The sequence below is a fragment of the Nonomuraea sp. N2-4H genome (genome assembly GCF_045291505.1).
Taxonomy (GTDB): Bacteria; Actinomycetota; Actinomycetes; order Streptosporangiales; family Streptosporangiaceae; genus Nonomuraea; species Nonomuraea fastidiosa.
Genome location: NZ_CP147987.1, coordinates 1,526,769 through 1,552,894, shown reverse-complemented (window position 1 = coordinate 1,552,894; position 26,126 = coordinate 1,526,769). Strand labels below are relative to the sequence as shown.

Here is a 26,126-nt window from a genome sequence, read left to right as displayed (position 1 = left end):
TCAGCCGTCCGGCAGGCGGCGCAGGCCGCGTACGGGCGAGAACAGCCCGATGCCGGTGCCCGCCAGCATCAGGCACGACGTCACGACCAGCGTCGCCTTCAGCCCGAGCAGCGCGCCCGCCGCGCCGCCCGCCAGCGCGCCCAGCGACTGACCGCCGTAGGCGAGGAAACGCCAGGTGGCGTTCGCGCGGGAGAGCAGCCCGGCGGGGATCAGGATCTGGCGGAAGGTCTGCTGGTTGACGCCGTATAGGGAGGGTCCCGCGCCTTTCAGCACCTGCGCGAGCAGCAGGACGGCGAACGCGCCCACGGTGGCGGCGAGGAACACGGCCCGCATGACCGGGTGCCCGAACACCGCCCGCAGCCCCTCGCCGATCTCCTTCGCCGGCCGCGCGCCGGGCAGGCGGCCGCGTTCGGGGGTGCGCCGTTCCGCTTCAGGCAGCCGGCCGTCCGTGCGGATGCGCGACTTGACCAGCGCGGAGACGGCGAACGAGGCGGCGTCCACGGCGATGGCGACGGGGGCGGTGAGCGCCGAGACGAGCAGGCCGCCCACGGCCGACCCGGTGGTGCCGACGGTGGCGTTGCTCAGCATGAGCGTGCTGTTGGCGGCCGGCAGGCGGTCCCGGGGCACGAGCTTCGGGGTGAAGGACTGGGCGGCCACCGACTCGAACAGGCCGGCGACCCCGGCGAGCGTGACGACCACGTACAGGTGCCACATCCGCAGCGCCCCGAGCACGGCCAGCAGGGGCGGCGCGCCGAGCAGCACCACCCTGACCGCGTCGGCCAGGACCACCACCCGGCGGTACGGTAAGCGGTCGACCCAGACGCCGGCGGGCAGGCCCAGCACCAGGTGCGGCACCAGGGCGAGCGCGCCCAGCACGCCCATCTCGCCGGCCGACGCGCCCAAATGGACGACCGCCGTCAGCGGCAGCGCCACCGTGGTCACGCTCGATCCGAGCAGGGAGACCGTGTTCCCGGCGAACAGGCGCAGGAAGTCCGGACATTCGGCCAGCACCGGCCGCTCACCCGCACCCCCCACCGGCCGCTCGCCCGCACCACCCACCGGCCGCTCGCCCGCGCCGCTCGCCGAGCGCGAACTCCCCCCGCCCGCCGAGCGCTCGCTCGCGCCGCCCGGCCTCTCGGCCTCCGACGCGTCTCCGCCTGGAAGCATGCGGCACGCTAACCCGGCCCGGCGGGACCGGCAACTCCGTCGGGGCGGCCGGGGCGGCTCAGGGCAGGGTGAGCGTGTCGAAGTCGATGTGGAGGTCGGCGAGGTCGCGGGTGGCGCGGATCGTGGCGGCGTTGGGCTCGTCGACCGAGGCGACCCACCGGGCCGCCTCCTCCGGTGTCTTGCCGAACCGGACGTGCCGCCTGGTCAGCCGGTCGAGGCGGACACGGTCGTCGAGGTCGACGTACCAGACCTCGGTCATGGCGGCCCGCACGGCCGGCCAGGGGTCGGTGCGGGAGAGCAGGTAGTTGCCCTCGCTGACGACGACGCGGGTCTCGGGCAGGACGGGGATGGCGCCGGCGATGGGCTGCTCGATCTCGCGGTCGAAGGACGGCGCGTAGACGATCGAGCCGGTCTCGGTGCGTACGCGCCGCAGCAGCGCCAGGTAGCCGTGGGCGTCGAAGGTGTCGATGGCGCCCTTGCGGGAGCGCCGCCCGAGGCGTTCAAGCTCGACGTCGGCGAGGTGGTAGCCGTCCATGGGCACGTGGACGGCGGGCAGCCCGGCCCCGGTGAGCGCACCTGCCAGCCACGAGGCCAGCGTCGACTTGCCCGCGCCCGGGCAGCCGGCGATGCCGACGAGCACCCGATCCTCGCCCTCGCACAGCCCGCGTACCCGCTCGGCCAGCTCCGCGCCCATCGGCCACGCACCCCCGTTCACCCACCTGGCCCCCTCATTATCGAGGGGGCTCGCGCGGCAGGCGATCGGCTACCAGGTGACGGGCAGCTCGTAGACGCCGTAGACCTGGCCGTCGTGCTTGAACGGGATCTCCTCGATCGGCACGGCCGCCTTGAGCGTGGGGATGCGCCGGTAGAGGGTGCCGTACACGACCTGCAGCTCGACCCTGGCCAGGGACTGGCCGAGGCACTGGTGCACGCCGAAGCCGAAGGCGACGTGCCGGTGGGCGTCGCGCCGCACGTCGAGCCGGTCGGGGTCGGGGAACACCTCGGGGTCGCGGTTGCCGATGTCGTTGGGGATGATGATGCCCTCGCCGGCGCGGATGACCTGCCCGCCGATCTCGATGTCCTCCACGGCCACGCGGCGGCGCCCGCTGTGGGTGATGTTGAGGTAGCGCAGCAGCTCCTCGACGGCGCTCGCGACCAGCTTGGGGTCGTCGGTCTCGCGCAGCAGGGCGAGCTGGCCGGGGTGCTGGAGCAGGGCCAGCGTGCCGAGAGCGATCATGTTCGCGGTCGTCTCGTGGCCCGCGATGAGCAGCAGCACGCCCATCTGGGCGGCCTCCTCGCGGGTCAGCTCGCCGTCCTTGACCCGGGCGGCCACCTTCGACAGCAGGTCGTCGGCCGGGTCGTCGAGCTTCTGCGCCACCAGGCCGTCCAGGTACTCGTGCAGGCGGCCGAAGGCGACCGCGCGATCCTCGGGCGTCACGGTGCGCTTGATGATCGTCTTGCTGTTGTGCTGGAAGAAGTCGTGGTCGGCGTACGGCACTCCGAGCAGCTCGCAGATGACCAGCGACGGCACCGGCAGCGCGAACGCCTCCACCAGGTCCACCGGCTTCGGCCCGGCGAGCATCTGGTCGATGAGGTCGTCCACGATGCGCTGGATGGCCGGGCGCATGGTCTCCACCCGGCGTACCGTGAACGCCGCCTGCACCATGCGGCGCAGCCTGGCGTGCTCGGGGTCGTCCTTGAGGATGAAGCTGAGCCCGCCGCCGCCGAAGGCGCGCGTGTGGATCGGGTAGCCGGGCTTGGTGACGTCGGCGCTCACCTTCGGGCTGCTCAGCACCTCCTTCTGCGCGGCGTGCCGGGTCACGAACCACGGGGTGCTGCCGTTCCACAGCCGCACTTTCGCCAGCGTCCCGTTCTGCTGCAGCGCCCGCAGCTCGGGCGGCGGGTCGAAGGGGCACTTCGCGGCTCTGACGCCGGGGAACTGCGGGATCTCGGTCTCGCCTGCGGTTTCTCGCACGGTGTCGGTCATGCGTCCTCGCTCACGTCGATGGCGCCCGCCGGGCAGACGGCCGCGGCCTCACGTACGGCGGCGTGCAGCGACTCGGGCGGCTCCGCGTCGAGCAGCAGCACGATGCCGTCGTCCTCCCCCTGGTCGAACACGTCGGGCGCGAGCAGCACGCACTGTCCCGCGCCGCAGCACTTGTCCCGGTCCACGGTGACCTTCATGAGGTACTTCCTTCCTTGGCTTCCTTGGTGACCGGGGCGGACCAGATCGCGGCGATCGCGTCGATCAGGCCCGTCCCGGCGTCGTGCCAGGTGGTTCGTGGGGTGGGCAGGCCCTCGGCGAGCGCGCGCTCCCGCTGGGCGCACATGTGGACGAGGAGCTGGCTCGCCATCTCGTGGCGTTCCGCGCGTACGTCGGCGGGCAGCTCGGGCAGGCAGCCCCGCAGGCCCTCCAGGATGCGCGTCAAGGCGGGCGAGGTCAGCGCCTCCTCTCGTGCGATCTGACGGAGCGCGGGGTCGGTCATGAGCTGGGCGGCGAAGCGGGCGTACCAGGTGGGGTTGCCGAGGGCGTCCAGGTGCCCGGTGATCGCGCGGACCAGGCAGCTCACCCAGTCCCTGACCTCGGTCGAGCCCTCCACCTCCGCGAGCATGCGGCGGCGCTGCTCCTCGATCCGGCCGGAGTGCTTGCGCAGGATCGCGCGTACGAGGTCGGCCTTGGAGCCGAAGTGGTAGCCGACGGCGGCGTTGTTGCCCTGGCCCGCGGCCTCGCTGACCTGGCGGTTGGAGACCGCGTACACGCCGCGTTCGGCGAAGAGCCGCTCGGCGGCGGTGAGTATCTGCTCGCGGGTGGCGTTGACGCGCTCGGCGCGGGCCGTCCTGGTGGCCACGGTCACCTCTCACATGAGGATTGACACACCCTGACCCGGTCTTGTCAGATTCGGGCAGATTCAGAAAATCAAGCCGGTGAACGTAAGTCAAGCAACTGCTTTAAGTTTTGCCGCGCCGCGGCACGGGCTTGACGCGGCACCGGAGATCGCCGCCGCCGGACGGGCCGGTCACCCTCGGCTGCGACTGGGCCACAAACCGCAATAAACCACCCCTGACCAGTCATGACACGCCTCAGTCACGCCATTTCATGGGGCAGGCTTTGAATGATCATGCATTGGTGTGTATATACTTCTACTCGTGTCCAAGATGCTCACCTCCCTCCCAGTAGGCGAACGGGTCGGGATCGCCTTCTCCGGCGGCCTCGACACCTCCGTGGCGGTCGCGTGGATGCGCGAGAAGGGTGCGGTGCCCTGCACCTACACCGCCGACATCGGCCAGTACGACGAGCCCGACATCGCCTCGGTGCCCGGGCGCGCGACGGCGTACGGCGCCGAGGTCGCCCGCCTGGTCGACTGCCGGGAGGCCCTCGTGGAGGAGGGCCTGGCCGCGCTGGCCTGCGGGGCGTTCCACATCCGGTCCGGTGGCCGCACGTACTTCAACACCACCCCGCTCGGCCGCGCCGTCACGGGCACGCTGCTGGTGCGCGCCATGCTCGACGACGGCGTGCAGATCTGGGGCGACGGCTCCACGTTCAAGGGCAACGACATCGAGCGGTTCTACCGCTACGGCCTGCTCGCCAACCCGTCGCTGCGCATCTACAAGCCATGGCTCGACCCCGAGTTCGTCAGCGAGCTGGGCGGGCGCAAGGAGATGTCGGAGTGGCTGCTCGCCCGCGACCTGCCGTACCGCGCCAGCACCGAGAAGGCGTACTCCACGGACGCCAACATCTGGGGCGCCACCCACGAGGCCAAGGCGCTTGAGCACCTCGACGCCGGCATCGAGATCGTCGAGCCCATCATGGGCGTGCGCTTCTGGGACCCGGAGGTCGAGATCCCGACCGAGGACGTCACCATCGCCTTCGAGCGCGGGCGCCCGGTCAGCATCAACGGTAAGGAGTTCCCCTCCGCCGTCGACCTGGTGCTCGAGGCCAACGCCATCGGCGGCCGGCACGGGCTCGGCATGTCCGACCAGATCGAAAACCGCGTCATCGAGGCCAAGAGCCGCGGCATCTACGAGGCTCCCGGCATGGCGCTGCTGCACGCGGCGTACGAGCGGCTGGTCAACGCGATCCACAACGAGGACACCGTGGCCGCGTACCACACCGAGGGCCGCAAGCTCGGCCGGCTGCTCTACGAGGGCCGCTGGCTCGACCCGCAGGCGCTGATGCTGCGCGAGTCCCTGCAACGCTGGGTCGGCATGGCCATCACCGGCGAGGTCACGCTGCGCCTGCGGCGCGGCGAGGACTACTCGATCATCGACACCTCCGGCCCGGCGTTCAGCTACCACCCGGACAAGCTGTCGATGGAGCGCGTCGAGGACGCCGCGTTCGGCCCGCTCGACCGCATCGGCCAGCTCACCATGCGCAACCTCGACATCGCCGACTCGCGCGCCAAGCTGGAGCAGTACGCGGGGCTCGGCATGGTGGGCAGCCCCCACCAGGCGCTTCTCGGCACCACGCAGACGGCCGCCAGCGGCCTCATCGGCTCCCTGACGGAGGGCGGCGCCGAGGCGATCGCCGCGCGCGGCGACGCGATCTCCCGCTCGGAGGTCCCGGAGGACGACGAGATGCTCGACCACGCCGCCATGGAGTCCGGCACCGACTGACTCCGGCCGGGCTCGCCCTGAGCCCGGCCCGGACCTTCACTCGAGATCCGGACACCGACCAGCGCCGCTGACGTCGATCAGCGGCCCAGCCCGATCGACCTCCGCTCGGGCTCGGTCACCGACCACCGGCCGGGTTCCCACGGGAGCCCGGCCGTCCCGCGTCCGGCTGCGCGCGCTGGTGAGCCCAGCCGGCAGCGGCTTCGTGCTCCCGACGGCCGGTCCGACCGCTCCAAGCGACAGAGCCGGCACGGCCCGCCGCACATGCCGCCCGGCAAGCCCACCGCCGCAGCCGATGACGGCGACACGCAACCTTCCTCAAGCCGCCCACTGACCCGAACGACCAGGCGAGGCGATTCATCGCAACCCACCTGTCCGACCGCGCGCGGGTCGAACTGGTCACCGAGGGGATCCGTTCGGCGGCCGGCTGAGCGGGACCACCGAGCGGGACAGGCTGGCGTCCACCCCCTTCGCCCCGAATTTCACATCCACCACAGTCACCCCCGGTGCAGACATTTGGCGCAGCCGACCCTGAGCTAAACCATCCCTCCACAATCAGCCCCCTCCGGCGGCGCAGCGCAGCTAACCTGGCTTGGCCTTGAAGGACCCCGGCGCGGCGGGCTCGGCTCGGCTTATCAGATACGGCAGCCGTAGATCGTGATCTTCACGGTGTTGCCGCTGGTCGTGTGGCGTGACGCGAAGAGCCGCCGCGATCATGTCGAGTTGTGACACAAGACCAGGCCGCGGCGGCTCGTGCCGTCACCGTAGCGCATACCGAGCACGCCGCTCTACACCAGGAACTCATGGCCCGGATAGCGCCCTGCTTCCCCCGCCGTGAAAGCCGCGCCACCTGCGCACAGATGCTGGCGGGGCTGCTGATGGAACTGGAGGACAAGAACTGCTGGACCCTGGCCGAGGCGGCCGGACACCCCACCCCAGACCGACTCCAGCACTTCCTGGCCCGCGCCTCCTGGGACGAGCAGCAGGTCACCGCCCAAGCCGCCCGATGGGCGATCGAGCACCTGGACGACGGCGACCCCGACCACGCCGTACTGATCATCGACGAGACCGCCGACGCCAAGTCCTCCACCGACGCCGCCGCAGCCGCCCGCCAATACAGCGGCACCCTCGGCGGTGTCGCGTTATGCCAGGTCGCAGTCCACCTGGCGTACGCCACCCCACGCGGGCACACCATCCTCGACCGCGCCCTCTACCTGCCCGCAAGCCGCGCAGCCGACGACGAACACCGCGAGCTGGCCCACATCCCCGAACAGACCATGTTCGCCACCAAACCCCAGCTCGCCGGCGACCTGCTCCAACGCGCGCACGCGACCGGCATACGCGCCGCCTTCGTCACCGGGGACGAGGTATACGGCGGCCGTGAGCTACGCACCCTGATCCGCACCCTGCTCCTGGGCTACGTGCTGGCGGTCCGCTCCAGCACCACGATCATCACCCACGCTGGACGCACCCTCGCCGCCAAAGACGCCGCCACGCTCATCCCCGCCGGCGCATGGATGCGGCTGCGCACCGGCAGCGGCACCAAAGGCACCCGCCACTACGACTGGGCGATGCTGGCCATCCGACCCGACGACACCCCCGACGAGCACGACCCCGGACACGCCGCCCTGCTGATCCGCCGCCACCGCTACACCGGCCAGATGTCGTTCTACCGCTGCTGGAGCCCGCACCCGGTGCCGCTGGCCCGCCTGATTCACGTCGCCACGTCCAGATGGCGCATCGAAGAAGATCATCAACTTGCCAAGCAGACCTGCGGCCTGGACGCCGGACAGGTCATCCGCTGGCGCTCTTGGCACCGCTGGAGCACCATGGCCTTGCTCGCCTACGCCTTCATCGCCGTGGCCACCGCCTACCAGCGTCAACTTGACGGTCCCCTCGCCGAGCATCTCGGCCTGGTCGCCATCGCCATCCCCGAACTGCTCCGCCAACTGCGCGGCGTCGTCATCCCCGACCCACGACGGGACCCCGAGCACCGTCTGACCTGGTCCATCTGGCGGCGACGGCACCAATATCGAGCGCGCCTCTGCCACCAGCGATGGCATACCTACGCCGAGACAACACCATGATCACAACAATCTACGGCTGCCGTATCAGAGGGGCCGGCGACCGGCCGTCCGGGGGGCGATATCCGCGTCCGCCCTGTTCACGGGGCTATCACTTCGCGGGAGCGCCGACATTCGGGGCATCGCGCCGCACTCAGTGCTTCTTGCCACGATGATTCTGGTCACAAACATTTCCCAAGATAACGGGTCTATCGGGTTGTCATTGACTGGAATTGTTGGAACATATGGTTCGAGTCCTGAGTGAGGTCCAAAGATCGCTTACCGCGAAAAAGGGTCAGCGGCGAGGGGAAAGGGGCAACGCTCATGCACCAGCGTGCCGTCCGTAATTTGGCAAAGTTGGAGACCACGCAGGCCAGGATCACGCGTATCTTCGACGCTGCCGCCGGCGGGAAGAACAACTTCCAGGCCGACAAGGACGCGGTGCGCCATTTCGATCAAGCGGCCCCCGCCCTGACGAACGCCGCCCGTGCGGTGCTGGAATTCTGCTCGCGGGTGATCCGCTATCTGGCGGTCCAGGAAGAAGTGGATCAATTCGTGATCGTCGGCAGTGGAATTCCGAGCGGCCTGTCCGCCGGTCAGGGGCTGCATGACATGGCGAAACACGCCGCTTGCCCGTACCCCAGAGTGCTGTACGTCGAGAACAACCCGATGGTGGTGACCCTGGCCCAGGCCACCATCGAGCCGTTCACGGATTTGGTGCGAGTAGTGGAGGGAGACGTACGGGAGATCGACGAGATCCTGAGCGATCACGTCGTCACGACCTTCATCGACTGGGAACGACCGGTGGCGGTGCTCCTGTTGTCGGCCTACAGCCTCCACGATGAGGAGTATGCCCACTATGTCATCAAGCGACTCCGTCACTCGGCTCCCGCCGGTAGTTTTCTGGCTCTACTGCACACCACGTTCGACGGCGTCCCACAAGAGCTGCTGCCCGCCATCAGCGACACGCTCGCGATGACCTTGCCGCACCTGGCGGTCCGGTCACGGGAAGAGGTGGCGGCTCTTTTAGAGGGGCTCGATCTGGTGGCGCCCGGCCTGGTCTGGGTGCCGGAGTGGCGGCCTTTGGGCAACGATCTCGCCTGCCAAGAGGATCCCAGCAAGTCCGGCAACTACGGCGCCGTCGCCCGCATCCCCTGATACGCCGCAAGTCTCGTTTGGCAAACTTTTCCGGCGCGCATTCCCAAGAGTGAGGCCGAACGTTTATCGTGGGTTTGGGAGCGCTCCCAAGACCCGAGAGATGTGATGCGTATGGCCCTCCGACAAGGGTCCTTGTCGGCGCCACCGGTGCACACGGTGGAGTACCTTCTGCCCTCCGTCCCGTCGGGCGTCAGCAGGGCGCGGGAGCTGATCAGGACCGATCTGACCGACTGGGGACTCGCGCACGTCGTCGATGACTGCCTGCTCATCGTGAGCGAGCTGGTCACCAACGCCGTACGCTACGGGGGTTCCGCCTACGCCCTGCGCCTGGAGAAGCGCGAGGGCCAGGTGTACGGGGAGGTCTTCGACCCCGGCGAGGGCATGCCGCGCCTGCGGCCGGCGGACATGGACGCGATCTCGGGGCGGGGGTTGCAGATCGTCGGCGCGATAGCCGACGACTGGGGCGTGACGGCCACCGACAACGGCAAGGTGGTGTGGTTCGCGGTCACCCCGTGACCAGACGCACCCCGTGGCCAGACGCACCCCGTGGCCAGACGCACCCCGTGGCCAGACGCACCCAGTGACCGACCGGGCCATCTGCCCGGCTGGGCGCCGTGCCCGACCGGACGCCTTGATCGACAGGCCGCCCTGACCTACAGCCGCCTGACCTACAGCCGCCTGACGGCAGGACATCCCGACCAACCTGACCGGCAGGACATCCCGACCGATCGGCCCCCTTGACCAGCCGGACGCACCGGCCTCTGACCGCCCAGCGGCCTTGACCTTCCACCGGCCACAGGCCCTGCCCCTTGACGAACCAGAGGCCCTGACCAGGCGAAACCGCGCCTGTGTGACGAGCGGGTAAGCTGCAGGAGACCCCTTTCCATCCTTCAGGCAATCCCCAGGTAAGACAGGTAGCCTCGCTCGGCATGAAGTGGCAGCGCACTATCAACGGAGCGCTGGCCAGGTACACAGGATTCCAGCTCAACCGAGTAGGGAAAGCGGGACAAAAGCCGTCGAAACCCGCTCCGCAGAAGCGGCCGCAGACGCCGTTCCGGCCACCCGCGGATCCGGAGACCGATCGCCTCGTCAAGCAGCCGGTGTTCATCATCTCGCCGGTACGGTCGGGCTCGACGCTGCTGCGGGCGATGCTCAACGCACACCCCGACCTGCACGCCCCTCATGAGCTGCACGTGCGCCGGTTGCGCGTGGAATTCGATACCTCGCTGGCGGAAAAGGCCATGGAAGCCCTCGGGCACAACAAGGCCGACCTCGAACATCTGCTGTGGGACCGCGTGCTCCACCGCGAGCTGGTACGCAGCGGCAAGCGGTTCATCGTGGAGAAGACCCCGGCCAACGCGTTCGCGTACGAGCGGCTCGCGGCCTGCTGGCCGGACGCGCGGTTCGTGTTCCTGCTGCGCCATCCCGCCTCCATCGCGGCCTCCTGGTACGAGGCCAGCCCCGGCAAGCGCACCCGCGAGGAGGCCGCGGCCGACGCCCTGCGTTACATGAAGGCCGTGCAGCGGGCCCGCAAGGCCCTGCCGGGCCTGACCGTGCGATACGAGGAGCTGACCGCGGAGCCGGAGAAGGTCGGGCGCGAGATCTGCGACTTCCTGTCGGTGCCCTGGTCACCGCAGATCCTCACGTACGGCAAGCCCGAGGTGGTCGTCAAGGGCCTTGGCGACTGGAAGGACAAGATCCAGTCAGGCACCGTGCAACGAGGGCGCGAGCTGCCCTCCCCCGATGAGATCCCGGACGTACTCAAGGACATGTGCCGGACCTGGGAGTACCTCTCGTGAAGATCCGCTACATGCTGCTGCACGCGTACGGCATGGGCGGCACCATCCGTACCGTCTTCAACCAGGCGGGCGCGATGGCCGAGGCGGGCCACGACGTGGAGATCATCAGCGTGGTCCGCCGCCGTGACGAGCCGCAGTTCGCCCTCGACCCGCGGGTGCGGCTGGCCACGCTGGTCGACCAGCGCGACGGCATCGCGACCGACTCGCTGGTGCGCAAGGTGTGGCGGCGCGCCAGGGGCAAGATCGTCCCGTACGGCGAGTTCGCCGCCGAATACTTCACCGAACGCGTGGAGGGCGCGGCCATCGACTACGTCTCCGGCCTGCGCGACGGCATCCTCGTCACCACCCGCCCCGCGCTCAACCTGATCTCCGCCCGCCGCGCCACGGGCGGCGTGATCAGGGTCGCGCAGGAGCACATGAACCTCGCCTCCTACCACGAGGCGGTGCGCGAGCACATCGGCCGCTACTACGGCCGTTTCGACGCCATCGCCGTCCTCACCGAGACCAGCCGCCGCGAATATCGCGAGCTGGTGCCCGGCACGCCGGTGGTCCGCATCCCCAACGCCGTCAGCATGGACCGTCGCAAGCACTCCGACCAGAGCAACCCCGTCGTGATCGCGGTGGGGCGGCTGGTGCCGCAGAAGGGCTTCGACATGCTCATCCCGGCGTTCGCCGCCGCGGCGGCCGAGCATCCGGGGTGGAAGCTGCGCATCTTCGGGACGGGGCCGTCGAAGGAGCGGCTGCAGGAGCGCATCGACGAGACCGGCATGCGCGACCGCATCAAGCTCATGGGGCGTAGCAACCGCATTCACGAAGAGCTGGCGAAGGCGTCGATTTACGCGCTCAGCTCGCGTATCGAGGGACTGCCCATGGCCATGATCGAGGCCATGGGCCACGCCCTGCCGATCGTCGCCTTCGACTGCCCCACCGGTCCTGCCGACGTGCTCACCCCGGGCAAGGACGGCATCCTGGTGCCGCCCAGAGACGTCGACGCGCTCGCCCGCTCGCTCAGCCAGGTGATGGGCGACCGCGACCTGCGCCTCCGCCTGGGCACTGCCGCCGCGGAGACCGCCCACGGCTACACGCCCGAGGTCGTGATGCCGCTCTGGGAGAAGCTCTTCGCCGCCTTGGAGGCGGGCCGGCCGCTCGACGACACCGCCTGGGCGACCCGCTGACGTCCGGCGCTCGGTCCTGCCTCCCGGTGCGCTTCCCCACCGGCAGAGCGCCAAGCCCAGCGTGCCGACGCGCTCCCGTCCGCTGGGAGCGCGCGCCGGAGCGTGACGCACCCGGCCCAGCGAACCGCCACGCCCCGGCCACCGGCAGCGCGGGTTGGCGCGTGACCGTGTGGTCGCCGCCTGGGCCGGGCGTTGATCTGCCGCCGGCCTGCCCGACGATACCCCGCTTGCCCGACAACATCCTGTCTGACCGGTGATGTCCCGCCTGCCAGGCGATGTCCGAAACTCAGTCCGGCCTGGGTGTCGGCGTTCGGGCGGGCGGGCGTGACTTCGGGCCGCTCCGGATCGCTCCTCCACAAGCCGATCGCGCTCGGTTCAACTGGACGTCAACGTCTCCGACCACGGGAGCGCCATGAGAAGTCTCCTGCTCGTCTTAACCCTGGCCCTCACCCTCACCTCCCTCACGACACCGGCGGCGGCCCACCCCCGTCCGCCCGCCGTCATCTTCGACACCGACATGGACTTCGACGACGCGGCCACGCTCGCGTACCTCTCCCAGGAGCACCGGGCGGGCCGCATCGAGCTGCGCGCGATCACGGTCACGAGCGCCGGCGCGGGGCTGCCGGGCCGGGCGATCAGGCACGCCAGGTGCCTGGCCGACCGCCTGGGCCTGCGCGGGGTGGCGATCGCCGACGACTCCCGTACCGGCCCTCACTCCTTCCCCGCCGATCTCCGCGAGCTGTTCGACCGGGTGCTGACGGCCGCGACGCCGGGCTGCCGCCGGTGACGAGAGCCCGTCGCGCACCCGCGCGCCCGAGCTGATCAGGCAGCTCGTCAGAGAGGACCCCGGGATCCAGGTGATCGCCACGGGGCCGCTGACCAACCTGGCCGCCGCGCTGCCGCACTCCCCCGCCCGGCTCACCTCGATGGGCGGTGCGGTGCACGTGCCGGGCAACCTGTGCTGCGGCACACCGCCGGAGTTCGACGGCACGCAGGAGTTCAACTACTGGCTCGACCCGGGAGCGGCGCGGTCGGTGGTCACGCGCGGCACGGGCGTGTTCAGGATGGTGTCGCTGGACGCCGCCAACGAGGTGCTCATCACGGACGCGTTCCTCGACCGGCTCGCCGCCGACCACGGCACGCCGGCCGCGGACACCGTACTGGAGATCGTCACGCATCCCGCGGTGCGGCCGCTGATCGCCGACCGGCTGCTCTACTGGTGGGACCCGCTGGCCGCGATGAGCGCCGTACGCCCCGGGCACGTCGGATTCGCGCGGGGCAGGATCGACGTCGTGACGGACGGCCCCTCGGCCGGCCGGACGGTGCTCTCCCCACCGGACGCCTGATCCAGTACGCCACGACGGCCGGCACCGCCGCCTTCGAGCAGCGTTTCCTCGACGTGCTGAACGGCCGCTGAGAAGCGCAGGGACAAGATCGATCGCCCGCCGTCCCTCGATGACGATGCGTCGATGGACGGCGAGATCGACCGGCGTGGAGGAAAGTCTTAGTGTCCACGCCTCTTCGACAGCGGTCGTTCCGTCTCTTCTTCATCCCACGCGCCGCCTCCTTGATGGGCGGCTCAATGGCTCCGGTCACGCAAGGGCGGCGGATCTTCCGCCGCACCACCTGGCTATGGGTCATCGTGTGCACGTCGTGCGTGTCGAACTGCATCTCCGCCGGTGTCTGAGGGTGATCGGCCCCAGCATCGCCGCCGGCACGTTCGGCGCGGTCACCGGGGGAACGGCGCTCAGCGCGCGAGCCGCCGGAGTGCTCGCCATGAGCATCGCCATGTACCGGTTGACGGTTCGGGCGCCTCTCGTCTTCGGGCGGATCGCGTTCGCACTGACGTGCCCGCCCCTTATCGCCATCGGATTTCACGCTCGCATTCCCCTGCTCATTCTCAGCGCGGCAATAGGAGGATTGGGATCCGGAGCCCTCGCCGTCGCCTGGGAGACGGCTCTCCAGCATGGAGTACCGGAAAGGGCGCTTTCCCGTGTGGCCTCCCACGACGATCTCGGCTCGTTCGCGGCCTTACCGCTCGGCCAGATAGCGGCGGGACCGGCGGCCGGCTCACTGGGCGCGGCCGGCGTGTCGATCATCGGAGGGTTCGTGAACCCGCTCATGTCCCTGCTCCCCTTGGCGTCCACGTCGATCAGGTCATTCAGGACGTGATCTCGGTGGTTGCCACCCCGTCACGGCATCGCGGCGGGGCACGGAACGCGGTCTGCCTGGCGGTCCGCAAGCCCTGAGTTTTCGCACCAAATGAAAAACCCCGTTTCACGAAAAATCGGGAAATGGGGCTGTGCTGACTAACACCATCATGTCGGGAAATGATTGTCGTTATTCCTGCGCACACGTACGCTGTCCCTGACCTTTCGGAGAAAGGACATCTGGTGCGCAAGGCCCTGATCCCGTTACTTCTCACCGTCCTGGTGGTTTTCTCGGCCCAGCAACTTCTGACCCCCGTCCTCGCCCCGCTCTCCCGCGAGCTGCACCTGACCGAGACCCAGCTCGGCCTCGTCGTCACCGCCGCCGCCACGGCGCTGACCGTCGCCAGCCCGCTGTGGGGGCTCGCGCTGCGGCGGCTCGGATTACGCCTGGTGCTGCTGTGCGGGCTCGGCCTGGCGACGGCGGGCATGACCGGGTTCGGGGTCGTCGCCGCCCTGGGGCTCGACGGCCGCCTGTCGTCCCCGCTGCTGTTCGGCCTGCTGCTGGTCACCCGCAGCCTCGTCTTCGGCGCGGGGCTGGCCGCGCTGCCGGTGGCCACGCTCGCCGTCGCCGCCGCGAGCACCAGCACTCAGGATGAGCGCACCCGCGCCACGGGCCTGATCGGCGCGGCTCAGGGGCTCTCGCTGGTGCTCGGACCGGCTGGGGGCGGCGCGCTTGCCGTGGTCTCGCTCATGCTGCCGGTCTATCTGGCGCCCGTGGTGTGCCTGCTGCTCACGGTGTGGGTGCTGGCCACCGTACGGCCGCCGGCGGCGGCGCAGGACCCGCCGCCCGAGCGGCCCCTGGCGAAGCTGCGTCCCTGGAACGCGCGCATGTGGCCGTTGCTCGCGATCGGCTTCTGCCTCTACCTCTCGCTCGGCCTGGTGCAGGTGATCGTCGGCTTCCTGGTATCCGACCGCCTGCACCTCGGACCGCAGGAGACGGCCGGGGCGGTGGGCGTCACGCTGGTCGCGGCCGGGCTGATCCTCGTCGCCGTGCAGGGCGCGCTCATCCCGGTGCTGCGCTGGCCGGTGCTGCGGCTGATGCGGGTGGGCGCCCCGATCACGGCCGTGGCCTTCGCGCTGCTCGCCGCGGCGAACACGCTCTGGCTGATCGTCGCCTCGTTCGTGGTGCTGGGGCTGGGGCTCGGCCTGGCGGCGCCCGGCTTCACCGCCGCGCCGACCCTGGTGGCCGAGCCGGGACAGCACGCCTCGGTGGCGGGGCTGATCAACGCGACGATCGGCGCCACGTTCATCGTCGGCCCGCTGCTCGGCACCGCGCTGTACGAGGTCGCCTCCGTGCTGCCGATCCTGACCGCGTTCGCCGCCGCGCTGACCGCGCTCGCGCTGTCGTGGCTCTCCCCCGCGGTCCGCCAGGCGGTGCCGGTGACCCCGTGATGACGTCAGAAGAGCACCCGTGATGACGGCTGAGAGCGGGCGGGGCAGCCCGCGCCGTCCGCCAGCCGGTACGCCGTCTCCTCGACCAGCGCGATCCGCTCGTCCGGCGGCCCGGCGGGCACGTCGATGAGGTGGTAGCCGAACGCCCGGTAGGTCTCCTCGTGGAGGCGTTCGAACTCCAGGGACTCCTCGAAGCTGATCCTGCGGGCGTCGGTCGGCTCGCAGAAGCCGAGGTTACGGACGAAGAACACGTGCCGGTCGTAGACCCGCTCGCGGGTGATCCGCTCGATCTCGGCGGTGAGCGCGGGCGGCACGGGGTGGCCGGCGTACGTGCTGAGCGCGTGGGTGCACACCGGCGAGCGGTCGAAGAACCGCACCCCGCCCCCGGCCTGCTCCTGCCTGCGCCGCTGCAGCTCGGCGACCTTGCCGATGAACGAGGGGCGGGTCCACGGCTCGGCATCGCCGCGCGCCTGCTCGGCGGCGATGACCGCGGTGGCCGCCTCCTCGACAGTGGCGTGGCCACGCGCGGCCAGGCCGTGCAGGATCGTGGTCTTTCCCGCGCCGGGGGTGCCGGTGAGGATGAAACGCGTCATAGGCGTGGTGATCGCGGGGGTGGGCGGCGCACCCACCGGCGTGCCCGATGGCGTGCCCACCCCCGGGGGCTCGATCAGACCTCGTCCACGCTGCTCGGCTCACGCCGGGACAGATCGATACCGAGCTCTTCCGCCGCGCGGAAGACGTCCTCGTCGGCGTCGCGCATCTCGATGGACATGCCGTCGCTGGAGAGCACCTCGACATTCAGGCACAGCGACTGCATCTCCTTGATGAGGACCTTGAAGGACTCGGGGATGCCCGGCTCGGGGATGTTCTCGCCCTTGACGATGGCCTCGTAGACCTTGACTCGGCCGAGAACGTCGTCGGACTTGATGGTCAGCAGCTCCTGCAGAGCGTACGCGGCGCCGTAGGCCTCAAGGGCCCAGACCTCCATCTCTCCGAACCGCTGGCCGCCGAACTGGGCCTTACCGCCCAGCGGCTGCTGCGTGATCATCGAGTAGGGGCCGGTGGACCGCGCGTGGATCTTGTCGTCCACCAGGTGCAGCAGCTTCAGGATGTAGATGTAGCCCACCGCGATCGGGTAGGGGAACGGCTCGCCGGAACGCCCGTCGAACAGCTGCGCCTTACCCGTCGGCTGCACGAGCCTGTCGCCGTCGCGGTTGACGAGCGTGTTGCCGAGCAGGCCCACGATCTCGTCCTCGCCCGCGCCGTCGAAGACCGGGGTGGCGATCTTCGTCCACGGCTCGGCCTTCTCGTGGCCGTTCTGCTTGAGATGGGCGGTCCACTCCTCCTCGATGCCGGAGATGTCCCAGCCGCGTGCGGCCACCCAGCCGAGGTGTGTCTCCAGGACCTGACCGACGTTCATTCGGCCGGGAACGCCCAGCGGGTTGAGGATGATGTCGACCGGGGTGCCGTCCTCCAGGAACGGCATGTCCTCGATCGGCAGGATCTTGGCGATGACGCCCTTGTTGCCGTGGCGGCCGGCCAGCTTGTCACCGTCGGTGATCTTGCGCTTCTGGGCGACGTAGACGCGCACCAGCTCGTTGACGCCCGGCGGCAGCTCGTCGCCGTCCTCGCGGGAGAACAGCCGCACGCCGATGACCTTGCCCTGCTCGCCGTGCGGCACCTTCAGGGAGGTATCGCGCACCTCGCGGGCCTTCTCACCGAAGATCGCGCGCAGCAGCCGCTCCTCCGGGGTCAGCTCGGTCTCACCCTTCGGGGTGACCTTGCCGACCAGGATGTCACCCTGGACGACCTCCGCACCGATGCGGACGATGCCGCGCTCGTCGAGGTCGGCGAGCGCCTCTTCCGACACGTTGGGGATGTCGCGGGTGATCTCCTCAGGGCCGAGCTTGGTGTCGCGGGCGTCGACCTCGAACTCCTCGATGTGGATCGAGGAGAGCACGTCGTCCTGCACCAGCCGCTGGGACAGGATGATCGCGTCCTCGTAGTTGTGGCCCTCCCACGGCATGAACGCCACCAGGAGGTTCTTGCCCAGCGCCATCTCGCCCTGGTCGGTGCAGGGACCGTCGGCGATCACCTGACCGGCCTCGACCCGGTCGCCCTCGGACACGATCGGCTTCTGGTTGAAGCTCGTGCCCTGGTTGGAGTGCTTGAACTTGGCGATCCGGTACGTGGTGCGGGTGCCGTCGTCGTTGTGCGTGGTGACGTAGTCGGCGCACACCTCCTCGACCACGCCCGCCTGCTCGGCGAGGATCACGTCACCGGTGTCGGTCGCGGCACGGTATTCCATGCCGGTGCCGACCAGCGGCGCCTCGGCCTTGATCAGCGGCACGGCCTGACGCTGCATGTTGGCGCCCATCAGGGCCCGGTTGGCGTCGTCATGCTCGAGGAACGGGATCATCGCGGTGGCCACCGACACCATCTGGCGCGGCGAGACGTCGATGTAGTCGACCTCTTCCTGCCTGGCCAGCTCGAACTCGCCGCCCCTGCGCCGCACCGACACCATCCGCTCGGCGAACGACCCGTCGGGGTTGAGCGCCGTGTTGGCCTGCGCGATGACGAAACGGTCCTCTTCGTCGGCGGTGAGGTAGTCGATCTGGTCGGTCACCTTGCCGTCGACGACCTTGCGGTACGGCGTCTCGATGAAGCCGAACGGGTTGATCCTGGCGTAGCAGGCGAGGTAGCCGATGAGACCGATGTTGGGGCCTTCAGGGGTCTCGATCGGGCACATCCGGCCGTAGTGGGACGGGTGCACGTCACGGACCTCGAAGCCGGCCCGCTCACGCGACAGACCACCGGGGCCGAGCGCCGACAGGCGGCGGCGGTGGGTCAGCCCGGACAGCGGGTTGATCTGGTCCATGAAGCCCGACAGCTGCGAGGTGCCGAAGAACTCCTTCAGCGCCGCCACCAGCGGGCGGATGTTGATCAGCGTCTGCGGCGTGATCGCCTCGATGTCCTGCGTGGTCATGCGCTCGCGCACGACCCGCTCCATGCGGGCGAGACCCAGGCGGACCTGGTTCTGGATCAGCTCGCCGACGCTGCGCAGGCGGCGGTTGCCGAAGTGGTCGATGTCGTCGATCTCGACCACCACGTCACCGCGGGCACCCGGCATCGACTCCTCACCCGCGTGCAGGTGGAGCAGGTAGTCGATCATCGCGGCGATGTCGTCTTCGGTCAGCGTGCCGACCGTGATGTCGGCGTCGACGCCGAGCTTCCTGTTGACCTTGTAGCGGCCGACCTTGGCCAGGTCGTAGCGCTTGGGGTTGAAGTACAGGTTTTCGAGCAGGGCCTGGGCCGACTCCTTGGTCGGCGGCTCGCCAGGCCGCAGCTTGCGGTAGATGTCGAGCAGCGCGTCGTCCTGGCCGATCGTGTGGTCCTTCTCCAGCGTGGCCCGCATGGCCTCGAACCGGCCGAAGCGCTCGAGGATCTGCTCACTGGTCCAGCCGAGCGCCTTGAGCAGCACGGTGACGGGCTGCTTGCGCTTGCGGTCGACGCGGACGCTCACACTGTCGCGCTTGTCGATCTCGAACTCCAGCCAGGCGCCCCGCGAGGGGATGACCCGGCAGCCGAACAGGTCCTTGTCGGAGGTCTTGTCGACGGTGCGCTCGAAGTAGACACCCGGCGAGCGGACGAGCTGCGACGACACCACGCGCTCGGTGCCGTTGATGATGAAGGTGCCCTTCGGGGTCATGAGCGGGAAGTCGCCCATGAACACCGTCTGGCTCTTGATCTCACCGGTGGTGTTGTTGATGAACTCCGCCGTGACGAACATCGGGGCGGAGAAGGTCATGTCCTTCTCCTTGCACTCGTCAACGGAGTGCTTGGGCGGCTCGAACCGGTGGTCGCGGAACGACAGGGACATGGTCCCCGAGAAGTCCTCGATGGGACTGATCTCGTCGAAGATCTCCTGCAGGCCCGACTGGAGCGGTACGTCGGACCGCCCGGCCTGGCGGGCCGCCTCGATGCGGGCGCGCCATCGGTCGTTGCCGACCAGCCAGTCGAACGACTCGGTCTGCAGCGCGAGGAGGTGCGGGACTTCGAGAGGCTCGTGAATACGGGCGAACGAGACGCGACGGGGCCCGGTGAACGCGGCGGAGGCGGTGCGCGAGACTGCCAACAGAGGTCCTTCCGGATGGCACGGATGGGGCAGAGCTCCACGCATGCCAAACGACCCGTCGATCACTAAGGCGAAAGCGGGACGTCACGGCAGCGTGAGGGCAGTAGATTAACGCAGATGAGAAACGAATGTCCACCACTAAGGGGAAGTCAACCCTCCGTGCCGCTTTCACTATGTCACGACGGGGACGGCCCGTCAACAGACCCCGGCGTTCGTGTCATGTCCCCCTCGGCCCGTTTTCTGCCTGGCGGGCCGAGGGGGACCAGGGCTTATGCGCAGGTGTAGCCGGACGGCAGGCTCGTGTCGCCGCTCGGGCGGTCGGCCTGGAATCCGACGCTGCCGTTGGAGGCGCCGGGCGCCAGGGTGCCGTTGTGCGCGACGTTCCTGATGGTCACCGTCTGGCCGCTGACGGTCGCGGTGCCGTTCCAGGAGCCGGCGAGCCGGTGGCCTGCGGGCAGGGTGAAGGTGACGGTCCAGCCGTTCATGGTCGCGGTGCCGGTGTTGGTGATGGTGAGCGGCTGGATGACGTACCCGGTGCTCCACTGCGTCTGCACGGTCGGCACCGCCGTGCACCCGCCTTCCGGCGAGCCCGAGCCCTCCTGGGTGGTGACCTGCACGGTGTTGGAGACCTGCGAGGCGTTGCCGGCGGCGTCGCGCGCCCTGACCTGGTAGCGGTAGGTGGTCGCGGGGGTCAGGCCGGTGTCGGCGTACGAGGTCGTGGCGGACGTGCCGATCTGGGTGAACGTGCCGCCGCTCGCGCCCGGCGCGCGCAGGATGTCGTAGCCGGCCACGCCGGTGTCGTCGGTGGCGGCCGTCCAGGTGAGGGTGGTGCCGGTGGCGGTGGTGTCCGCCGCCGCCAGGCCGGTCGGCGCGGTGGGCGGCGTGGTGTCGTCATCGCCGCCGCCGTCGCCGAGGGTGGGCGTCTGCCAGTCGCGCCACTCGGCCAGGTTGCCGCTCTTGTTGGCGGCGATCCGCATCGAGCCGGTGTAGCTGCCGGTGCCGAGCAGGAACTTCTGGATGTTCTGCTGCAGCGGCGTGCGCCACTCCGATCGGCTCGCGCAGTGGGTGCCGTCCTGCACGGCCGACCAGTACGTGATGTTGCCCTCCGCCCCGAGCGCCTTGTAGATTTCGGCGCCGCCCAGCGCGGCCACGCTCGCGGACCTGGCGGCGAGCCAGTCGATGTGCGGGTTGTCCATGATGAACAGCCCGCGCGGCGCGATCATCCCGATGACCGCGTGGGTGTCCACGGGCAGCCGGGCCGGGCTGCCGGTGAACGAGCCGAACGCGTCGCCGAGCCAGGGCTGCTCGGAGTAGGCGCTGCTCAGCGGCTGGGCGCCGCTCTCACCGGGGATGGCGCGGAAGGCGGCCACGCCGCCGCTGCCCGACTCGATCGGCATGGTCAGCGCGATGCGCTGGTCGAACGCGCCGACGACGAACGCGCCCTTGCCGTAGCGCGAGCAGCCGGTGACGCCGGTCGCGTCCGCCCGCAGGATGCCGCCGCCCGACTGTTCGAGCACGTCGATGATCCGGCTGACGCCCCAGGCCCAGGCGGCGAGTATGCCGGTGGAGCTGTTGGCGCCGTAGATGGTGTAGAAGGCGCCCTGCTTGTTGTCGCGCGGCGTGCCCTCCCTGCCGACGGCGAGGGGGTCGTAGCTGATGACGGCCGCGCCCGCCGCCTTGATCGCGGCGGTGTCGGCGCCGAACCCGCCGAGCACGACGACGGCCGGGAAGGGGCCGTTGCCGCTCGGCAGATCGACGCCCGCGGAGAAGGAGGCGCTCCTGCCGTTGTGGGAGACATTGACGGTGATGCCGGTAGGCGACACCGTGCCCGTGACGCTGGACGGCTTGGGCGGCTTCTCCCCGTAGACGAACTTCTCCGCCAGCCTCTTGATCTCCTCCCGGCGGCAGCGCCAGTCGGACTTGCCGGTGATGCGGGTGCCGTCCAGCTTGGTGAACGGGTCGGGCAGCCGGGAGACGGTGGGCAGCGAGCCCTCGTCGGGCAGGCCGGGGACCTGGCAGTCGGCGCCCTCGTTCTCGACTCCCGAGGCCGCGTGCGCCTCGGCCGGGATCGTCGCCACCGCTCCCGCGGCCGCGAGCATGGCCGCCAGCGCCGACGCGACCATCCTTAACCTGATCTTGGAGCGGGCCAAGCCGGTGATCACTAGAGGGCTCCCTTCCGGGTGGGGTAGTTGGCGATCAGTGTGCGAACGCCTCCGAAAGGTGTCAATCATCGGCCGAAATGTTTCGGGTCTTCTCAGACGCCTCATCGCCCTGAACTGGTAGAACGAGCCGTTGGACGCCGAAATTATCGGAAATTAGGTGAAATTAAGGCTTAAGAGCCGCCCCCACGGAGGCCCAGTGCGGCGCTCTCGGTAGGGGACGATTCGCCCCAGGCGGGGCCGAGCAGGCGGGGCCGAGCAGGCGAGAAACGCTGCCAGAACTCCTCGGCCGGGCGACCGCTGCCATCCCCTGCTCAGCCTTGCCCGATCCCTCGTGTCGGCTCTGCCTGCTCGGCCCCAGTGACCGAGCACGCGCTGGGCCGGCTCCGCACCCGCAGGCTGGGACGGCAGCGCCGCACCGACAGGCGGGACAGCCGGACCGCACCGGCAGGCCGGGCAGGCGGGGCGCATCAGCGGGCGGGGCAGGCGGGGCGCATCGGCGGGCGGGGCAGGCGGGCCGCGCTCCACGGCGGAGCCCTACCGGCCGGACTGTGCCATGGCGGGCGGCTCGTCCGGGTCCTCCGGGCCGGACCACTCGTCCGGATCCTCGGCGCCGGACCCCTCCCCCGAGCGGGACCCCTCCCCCGAGCGGGACCCCTCCCCCGAGCGGGACCCCTCCCCCGAGCGGGACCCCTCCCCCGAGCGGGACCCCTCCCCCGAGCGGGACCCCTCCCCCGAGCGGGACTCCTCCTCCGGGGAGGGCCGCTCCTCCTGGCGGGTCGGCTTCTCCGGATCGGCCAGCGGGAGGCGGAGCACGAAGCGTGCGCCCTTCGGCGAGTCCTCGACGCGCAGCGAGCCGTCGTGAGCGCAGGCGATCTCGCGGGAGATCGCCAGGCCGAGCCCGCTCCCGCCGGGGTCGCGCAGGCGCCCGTCCTCCAGGCGGACGAAGCGTTCGAAGATGCGTTCGCGGTTGGCGGGGTCGACGCCGGGGCCGTCGTCGGTGACCGCAAGCACGGCCTCGCCGTCCTGCGCGGTCAGCGTGACCTCGACGCCCGAGCCGGCGTGCCGCTGGGCATTGGCCATGAGGTTGTTCAGCACCCTGGCGAGCTGCACGCGCGAGCCGAGTACGACGACGCCCTCGGGCGCGTCCACCGCGATGGGCACGCGGCGCGGCAGCGCGGCGATCTCGGCGCGGGCCAGCTCGCCGAGATCGACGGGTTCGGGCGGCACGGGCTCGCCGACCTGAAGGCGGGCCAGCGCCAGCAGGTCGTCCACGATGGCCGCGAGCCGGTCGGTGCTGGTGAGGGCGTCGCGGATGGTCTCGCGCGGGTCGATGTCGTCGGGGTAGCTGACCGCCTCTTCAAGCAGCGCGCGCAGCCCGGCGATGGGGGTGCGCAGCTCGTGCGAGGTGGTGGAGGCGAAGCGGCGCTGCTGCTCCACCGCGTCCTCCAGGCGGGCGAGCGTCTGGTTGGCGGTGGTGGCGAGCTCGGCGATCTCGTCGTCACCGTCCGGTACGGGGACGCGCTTGCTCAGGTCGCTCACGGTGATCTCGGACATGCGCGACCTGATCGCGGCGACCGGCCGCAGCGTGCGCCCGACCACGGTCCAGGTCCGGTACGCCGTGATGCCCACGAACGAGACGATCACGCCGCCGATGAGCAGCTCCAGGCGGTGCCCGACGAGCAGCCCGCCCTCGTGCGCGGCCGCGTAGACGACGCACGACTCCTCGTCGGGGCTCAGCCGGACGGCCATCAGGGCCAGGCAGCCGGTGCCCTCGTCGCATTCGACGTAGCGCTGGAACCGGTCGTTGGGCGGCGGCCGCCGCAGGCTGAGCGGGACGGTCGGCGAGGCGCGCCGGCCGGCGGCCTTCACCTGGTGGTTCGCGCCGACGATCTGGATGAGCTCGATCGGCTCGTACGAGGGAACGGGGCGATCCAGGGCGCCATGGTGCGCGGCCGCGCTCCACTGGCTGGCCGCCCGCTCCATCTTCTCGAACACGGCGGTCTCCAGGTGGTGGCGCACGGCCAGATCCAGCGCCACCCCGAGCGCGGAGTACACGACGAAGGAGAACACGGCGGCGATCACCGTGTACCTGGTTCGGATGGAGCCCTTCCATGACCTCGGCATGACCCCAGTGTCCAAATTATGACGTTTGTTATGCAATACGCTTTTTGTCGGGTTTATACGCTAGGCGCATGGACGTGCAGCTTCGACACCTCCGCGCCTTCGTGGCGGTGGTCGACGCGGGCACTTTCACCGACGCGGCGATCCTCCTCGGCTGCTCGCAGGCGGCCGTCTCCCGTTCCGTCGCCGCTCTGGAGAGCACGCTCGGCACCCGGCTGCTCGAACGCTCGAACAACAGCGTCAAGCTCACGCAGTCCGGCGCCCGGCTCGTCACCCGCGCGCGGCGGGTGCTCGACGAGGTCGCCCGGCTCGAACGAATCGCCCAGGAGGCGTACTCGGAGCTGCGGCTCGGCTATGCCTTCGGCGCCCTGGGCAAGCACACCCGCCACCTGATGAAGGCGTGGGCCGCCGCCTACCCGTGGCTGCCGCTGGTGTTCGTGCACTCCAACACGGCCACGGCGGGCCTCGCCGAAGGCGTCGCCGACGTCTCCGTCCTCCGCCGCCCCCTCGTCGACGACCGGTTCGAGGTGGCCTTGGTGGGTTGCGAGGCCCGCTACGCCGCCATGGACACCGACCACCCGCTCGCCAGGCGCCGCTCCGTACGGCTCGACCAGCTCGCCCGCTACACCGTCGCGCTGGATCCGCGCACCGGCACCGCCACGCCCGAGCTATGGCCGCCGGACGCGCGCCCGGCCATCAGAACCGTGCAGGGAGTCGACGAGTGGCTCACGGTCATCGCCTGCGGCCAGGCCGTCGGCGTGACCGCGGAGTCCACCGCCAACCAGAACCCGCGCCCCGGGGTCGCCTACCGCCACGTCACCGACGCGCCGCACGTCCAGGTACTGCTGGCCTGGTGGAAGGACGACCCGCCGCCGTACCTCGCCGCGCTGCTCGCGATGATCCGCAGCTTGTACGGCTCCGTGCCACCCGGTGACGGCCTGCCGCGAGAGCCCGTGGACAGGGCCGTCGCGGCCACGGGCCGGCGCCGATAGCGGACCTGGCGGAAGGGAGACCGGATGATCTCTGCGGTCGTCATGCCGGGGCCTCGGGCGCCGCTGGAGCCGCGCTCGTACGAGCGTCCCGACCTGGAGCCCGGCGCGGTGCTGCTGAGGACGCTCGGCAGCGAGGTGTGCGGCACCGACGTGCACCTGTGGGAGGGGCGGCTGGCCGGCGTGCCGTACCCGATCATCCCCGGGCACATCAGCGTGGGGAAGGTGGCCGAGCTGGGCCCGGGGCCGCCGGCGCACGATATCTGGGGCGAGGAGCTGGAGATCGGCCAGACCGTCACCTTCCACGACGTGCACGGCACCTGCGGCCGCTGCTGGTTCTGCACGGTCGCACACGCCACCACCCGCTGCCCGGAGCGGAAGGTGTACGGGGTGACGATGCCCGCCGACGAGGGGCTGTTCGGCGGCTGGGCCGAGTACATCCATCTCAAGCCCGGCGTGCACGTGGTGGCCCTGCCGCCCGACCTGGACTGGCGGTCGTTCCTGGCGGGCGGCTGCGGCCTGCCGACCGCGCTGCACGCGGCCACGCTCGGCGAGATCGCGTACGGCGACACCGTCGTCGTCCAGGGCATCGGCCCCGTCGGACTGTGCGCGGTGGCGCTGGCCCAGCTCCGCGGCGCCGGACAGGTGATCGCGATCGGCGGCTCGCGGGTGCGGCTGGACGCGGCCGCGCGGCTCGGCGCCGACCTCGTGCTCGACATCGCCGCCATGACCGCCGACGAGCGCCTGGAGACGATCATGGACGTGACCGGCGGCCGGGGCGCGGACGTCACCATCGAGGCCACCGGGGTGCCGTCGGCGGTGCCGCAGGGCATGCGCCTGACCCGGGATGCCGGCCGGTACGTCGTCGCCGGCCAGTACACCGACACCGGCGAGGCCACGTTCAACCCGCACCGCGACCTCAACCGCCGCCACCTGGAGCTGCGCGGCTGCTGGGGCAGCGACGCCGGGCACCTGTGGCGCGGCGTGCAGGTGCTGGCCCGCTACCAGCGGCTGTTCCCGTGGTCGAGCCTGGTCAGCGGCGAGTACGCCCTGCGCGACGCGCAGCGCGCCCTGGAGGACGTGGCGGCTCAGCGGGTGGTCAAAGCGCTGATCGTGCCGTGAGCGCACGGGCGTACAGTGGCCG

Annotated in this window: 20 protein-coding genes and 1 pseudogene; 12 read left to right on the top strand and 9 right to left on the bottom strand. The window is 70.4% G+C overall.

Going from position 1 to position 26,126, the window contains the following annotated elements:
- From WBK31_RS07055 to WBK31_RS07035, 5 genes are all read right to left on the bottom strand, one after another.
- Complete coding sequence (locus WBK31_RS07055) at positions 1–1,167, bottom strand: MFS transporter (RefSeq protein ID WP_406674504.1); 1,167 nt, start codon at positions 1,165–1,167, stop codon at positions 1–3.
- Between the two features lie 58 nt (positions 1,168–1,225).
- Positions 1,226–1,861, bottom strand: a complete 636-nt coding sequence (locus WBK31_RS07050) for a nucleoside/nucleotide kinase family protein (RefSeq protein WP_406674503.1) — start codon at positions 1,859–1,861, stop codon at positions 1,226–1,228.
- A gap of 69 nt (positions 1,862–1,930) precedes the next feature.
- The gene (locus WBK31_RS07045; protein WP_406674502.1) at positions 1,931–3,154 is read right to left on the bottom strand and encodes a cytochrome P450; all 1,224 of its coding nucleotides are present in this window, start codon (positions 3,152–3,154) and stop codon (positions 1,931–1,933) included.
- Positions 3,151–3,351, bottom strand: coding sequence for a ferredoxin (locus WBK31_RS07040; protein ID WP_364066397.1), 201 nt, complete (start codon positions 3,349–3,351; stop codon positions 3,151–3,153). Before WBK31_RS07040 ends, WBK31_RS07045 begins: the two co-directional genes overlap by 4 nt.
- On the bottom strand, positions 3,348–4,022 hold the full coding sequence (locus tag WBK31_RS07035) for a TetR/AcrR family transcriptional regulator (RefSeq protein ID WP_406674501.1): 675 nt from the start codon (positions 4,020–4,022) through the stop codon (positions 3,348–3,350). Before WBK31_RS07035 ends, WBK31_RS07040 begins: the two co-directional genes overlap by 4 nt.
- Before the next feature lie 292 nt (positions 4,023–4,314).
- On the opposite strand from WBK31_RS07035, the gene argG reads away from it, so the two are divergent.
- The 10 genes and pseudogenes from argG to WBK31_RS06985 all read left to right on the top strand — a co-directional run bounded on the left by argG (position 4,315) and on the right by WBK31_RS06985 (position 15,575).
- On the top strand, positions 4,315–5,781 hold the full coding sequence (argG, locus tag WBK31_RS07030; RefSeq protein WP_364066403.1) for an argininosuccinate synthase: 1,467 nt from the start codon (positions 4,315–4,317) through the stop codon (positions 5,779–5,781).
- A gap of 800 nt (positions 5,782–6,581) precedes the next feature.
- Positions 6,582–7,865, top strand: a complete 1,284-nt coding sequence (locus tag WBK31_RS07025) for an IS701 family transposase (RefSeq protein WP_364070937.1) — start codon at positions 6,582–6,584, stop codon at positions 7,863–7,865.
- A 333-nt stretch (positions 7,866–8,198) separates the two neighbouring features.
- Complete coding sequence (locus WBK31_RS07020; protein WP_364066406.1) at positions 8,199–8,999, top strand: SAM-dependent methyltransferase; 801 nt, start codon at positions 8,199–8,201, stop codon at positions 8,997–8,999.
- A 156-nt stretch (positions 9,000–9,155) separates the two neighbouring features.
- Positions 9,156–9,515, top strand: coding sequence for an ATP-binding protein (locus WBK31_RS07015; protein WP_364066409.1), 360 nt, complete (start codon positions 9,156–9,158; stop codon positions 9,513–9,515).
- A 413-nt stretch (positions 9,516–9,928) separates the two neighbouring features.
- Entirely contained in the window at positions 9,929–10,798 is an 870-nt protein-coding gene (locus WBK31_RS07010) for a sulfotransferase (protein ID WP_364066412.1), read from the top strand.
- Positions 10,795–11,973 (top strand): glycosyltransferase family 4 protein, encoded by a 1,179-nt coding sequence (locus tag WBK31_RS07005; protein ID WP_378784232.1) that lies wholly within the window; start codon positions 10,795–10,797, stop codon positions 11,971–11,973. The genes WBK31_RS07010 and WBK31_RS07005 overlap by 4 nt, the downstream gene beginning before the upstream one ends.
- 412 nt (positions 11,974–12,385) lie before the next feature.
- Positions 12,386–12,760 (top strand): hypothetical protein, encoded by a 375-nt coding sequence (locus WBK31_RS07000; protein ID WP_378784233.1) that lies wholly within the window; start codon positions 12,386–12,388, stop codon positions 12,758–12,760.
- Positions 12,761–12,776: 16 nt separating this feature from the next.
- Positions 12,777–13,319, top strand: a pseudogene (locus WBK31_RS06995) (nucleoside hydrolase); the annotation flags it as partial.
- Between the two features lie 307 nt (positions 13,320–13,626).
- Entirely contained in the window at positions 13,627–14,145 is a 519-nt protein-coding gene (locus WBK31_RS06990; RefSeq protein ID WP_406674500.1) for a hypothetical protein, read from the top strand.
- Between the two features lie 221 nt (positions 14,146–14,366).
- Entirely contained in the window at positions 14,367–15,575 is a 1,209-nt protein-coding gene (locus WBK31_RS06985) for an MFS transporter (RefSeq protein ID WP_406674499.1), read from the top strand.
- A gap of 5 nt (positions 15,576–15,580) precedes the next feature.
- Here the strand turns inward: WBK31_RS06985 and WBK31_RS06980 are convergent, their stop codons facing one another.
- The 4 genes from WBK31_RS06980 to WBK31_RS06965 all read right to left on the bottom strand — a co-directional run bounded on the left by WBK31_RS06980 (position 15,581) and on the right by WBK31_RS06965 (position 23,996).
- A complete protein-coding gene (locus WBK31_RS06980) occupies positions 15,581–16,168 on the bottom strand; it encodes an AAA family ATPase (RefSeq protein WP_378784236.1) in 588 nt (195 codons plus the stop codon).
- Between the two features lie 74 nt (positions 16,169–16,242).
- Complete coding sequence (gene rpoB, locus WBK31_RS06975; protein WP_406674498.1) at positions 16,243–19,710, bottom strand: DNA-directed RNA polymerase subunit beta; 3,468 nt, start codon at positions 19,708–19,710, stop codon at positions 16,243–16,245.
- 269 nt (positions 19,711–19,979) lie between these two features.
- Entirely contained in the window at positions 19,980–21,872 is a 1,893-nt protein-coding gene (locus WBK31_RS06970) for a cellulose binding domain-containing protein (protein ID WP_364066435.1), read from the bottom strand.
- A gap of 534 nt (positions 21,873–22,406) precedes the next feature.
- A complete protein-coding gene (locus WBK31_RS06965) occupies positions 22,407–23,996 on the bottom strand; it encodes an ATP-binding protein (protein WP_406674497.1) in 1,590 nt (529 codons plus the stop codon).
- 68 nt (positions 23,997–24,064) lie between these two features.
- On the opposite strand from WBK31_RS06965, the gene WBK31_RS06960 reads away from it, so the two are divergent.
- A complete protein-coding gene (locus WBK31_RS06960; RefSeq protein ID WP_364066440.1) occupies positions 24,065–24,985 on the top strand; it encodes a LysR family transcriptional regulator in 921 nt (306 codons plus the stop codon).
- 24 nt (positions 24,986–25,009) lie between these two features.
- On the top strand, positions 25,010–26,104 hold the full coding sequence (locus WBK31_RS06955) for a zinc-binding dehydrogenase (RefSeq protein WP_364066443.1): 1,095 nt from the start codon (positions 25,010–25,012) through the stop codon (positions 26,102–26,104).
- Positions 26,105–26,126: the final 22 nt, after the last annotated feature.

Bases quoted from the DNA above. Each gene is read 5' to 3' on its own strand.
- WBK31_RS06960 (WP_364066440.1), top strand. From the start codon at position 24,065: ATGGACGTGCAGCTTCGACACCTCCGCGCCTTCGTGGCGGTGGTCGAC.
- WBK31_RS07050 (WP_406674503.1), bottom strand. From the start codon at position 1,861: ATGGGCGCGGAGCTGGCCGAGCGGGTACGCGGGCTGTGCGAGGGCGAG.
- WBK31_RS07000 (WP_378784233.1), top strand. From the start codon at position 12,386: ATGAGAAGTCTCCTGCTCGTCTTAACCCTGGCCCTCACCCTCACCTCC.
- WBK31_RS07025 (WP_364070937.1), top strand. From the start codon at position 6,582: ATGGCCCGGATAGCGCCCTGCTTCCCCCGCCGTGAAAGCCGCGCCACC.
- WBK31_RS06965 (WP_406674497.1), bottom strand. From the start codon at position 23,996: ATGCCGAGGTCATGGAAGGGCTCCATCCGAACCAGGTACACGGTGATC.
- WBK31_RS06980 (WP_378784236.1), bottom strand. From the start codon at position 16,168: ATGACGCGTTTCATCCTCACCGGCACCCCCGGCGCGGGAAAGACCACG.
- WBK31_RS07040 (WP_364066397.1), bottom strand. From the start codon at position 3,351: ATGAAGGTCACCGTGGACCGGGACAAGTGCTGCGGCGCGGGACAGTGC.
- WBK31_RS07045 (WP_406674502.1), bottom strand. From the start codon at position 3,154: ATGACCGACACCGTGCGAGAAACCGCAGGCGAGACCGAGATCCCGCAG.
- WBK31_RS07010 (WP_364066412.1), top strand. From the start codon at position 9,929: ATGAAGTGGCAGCGCACTATCAACGGAGCGCTGGCCAGGTACACAGGA.
- WBK31_RS06955 (WP_364066443.1), top strand. From the start codon at position 25,010: ATGATCTCTGCGGTCGTCATGCCGGGGCCTCGGGCGCCGCTGGAGCCG.
- WBK31_RS07055 (WP_406674504.1), bottom strand. From the start codon at position 1,167: ATGCTTCCAGGCGGAGACGCGTCGGAGGCCGAGAGGCCGGGCGGCGCG.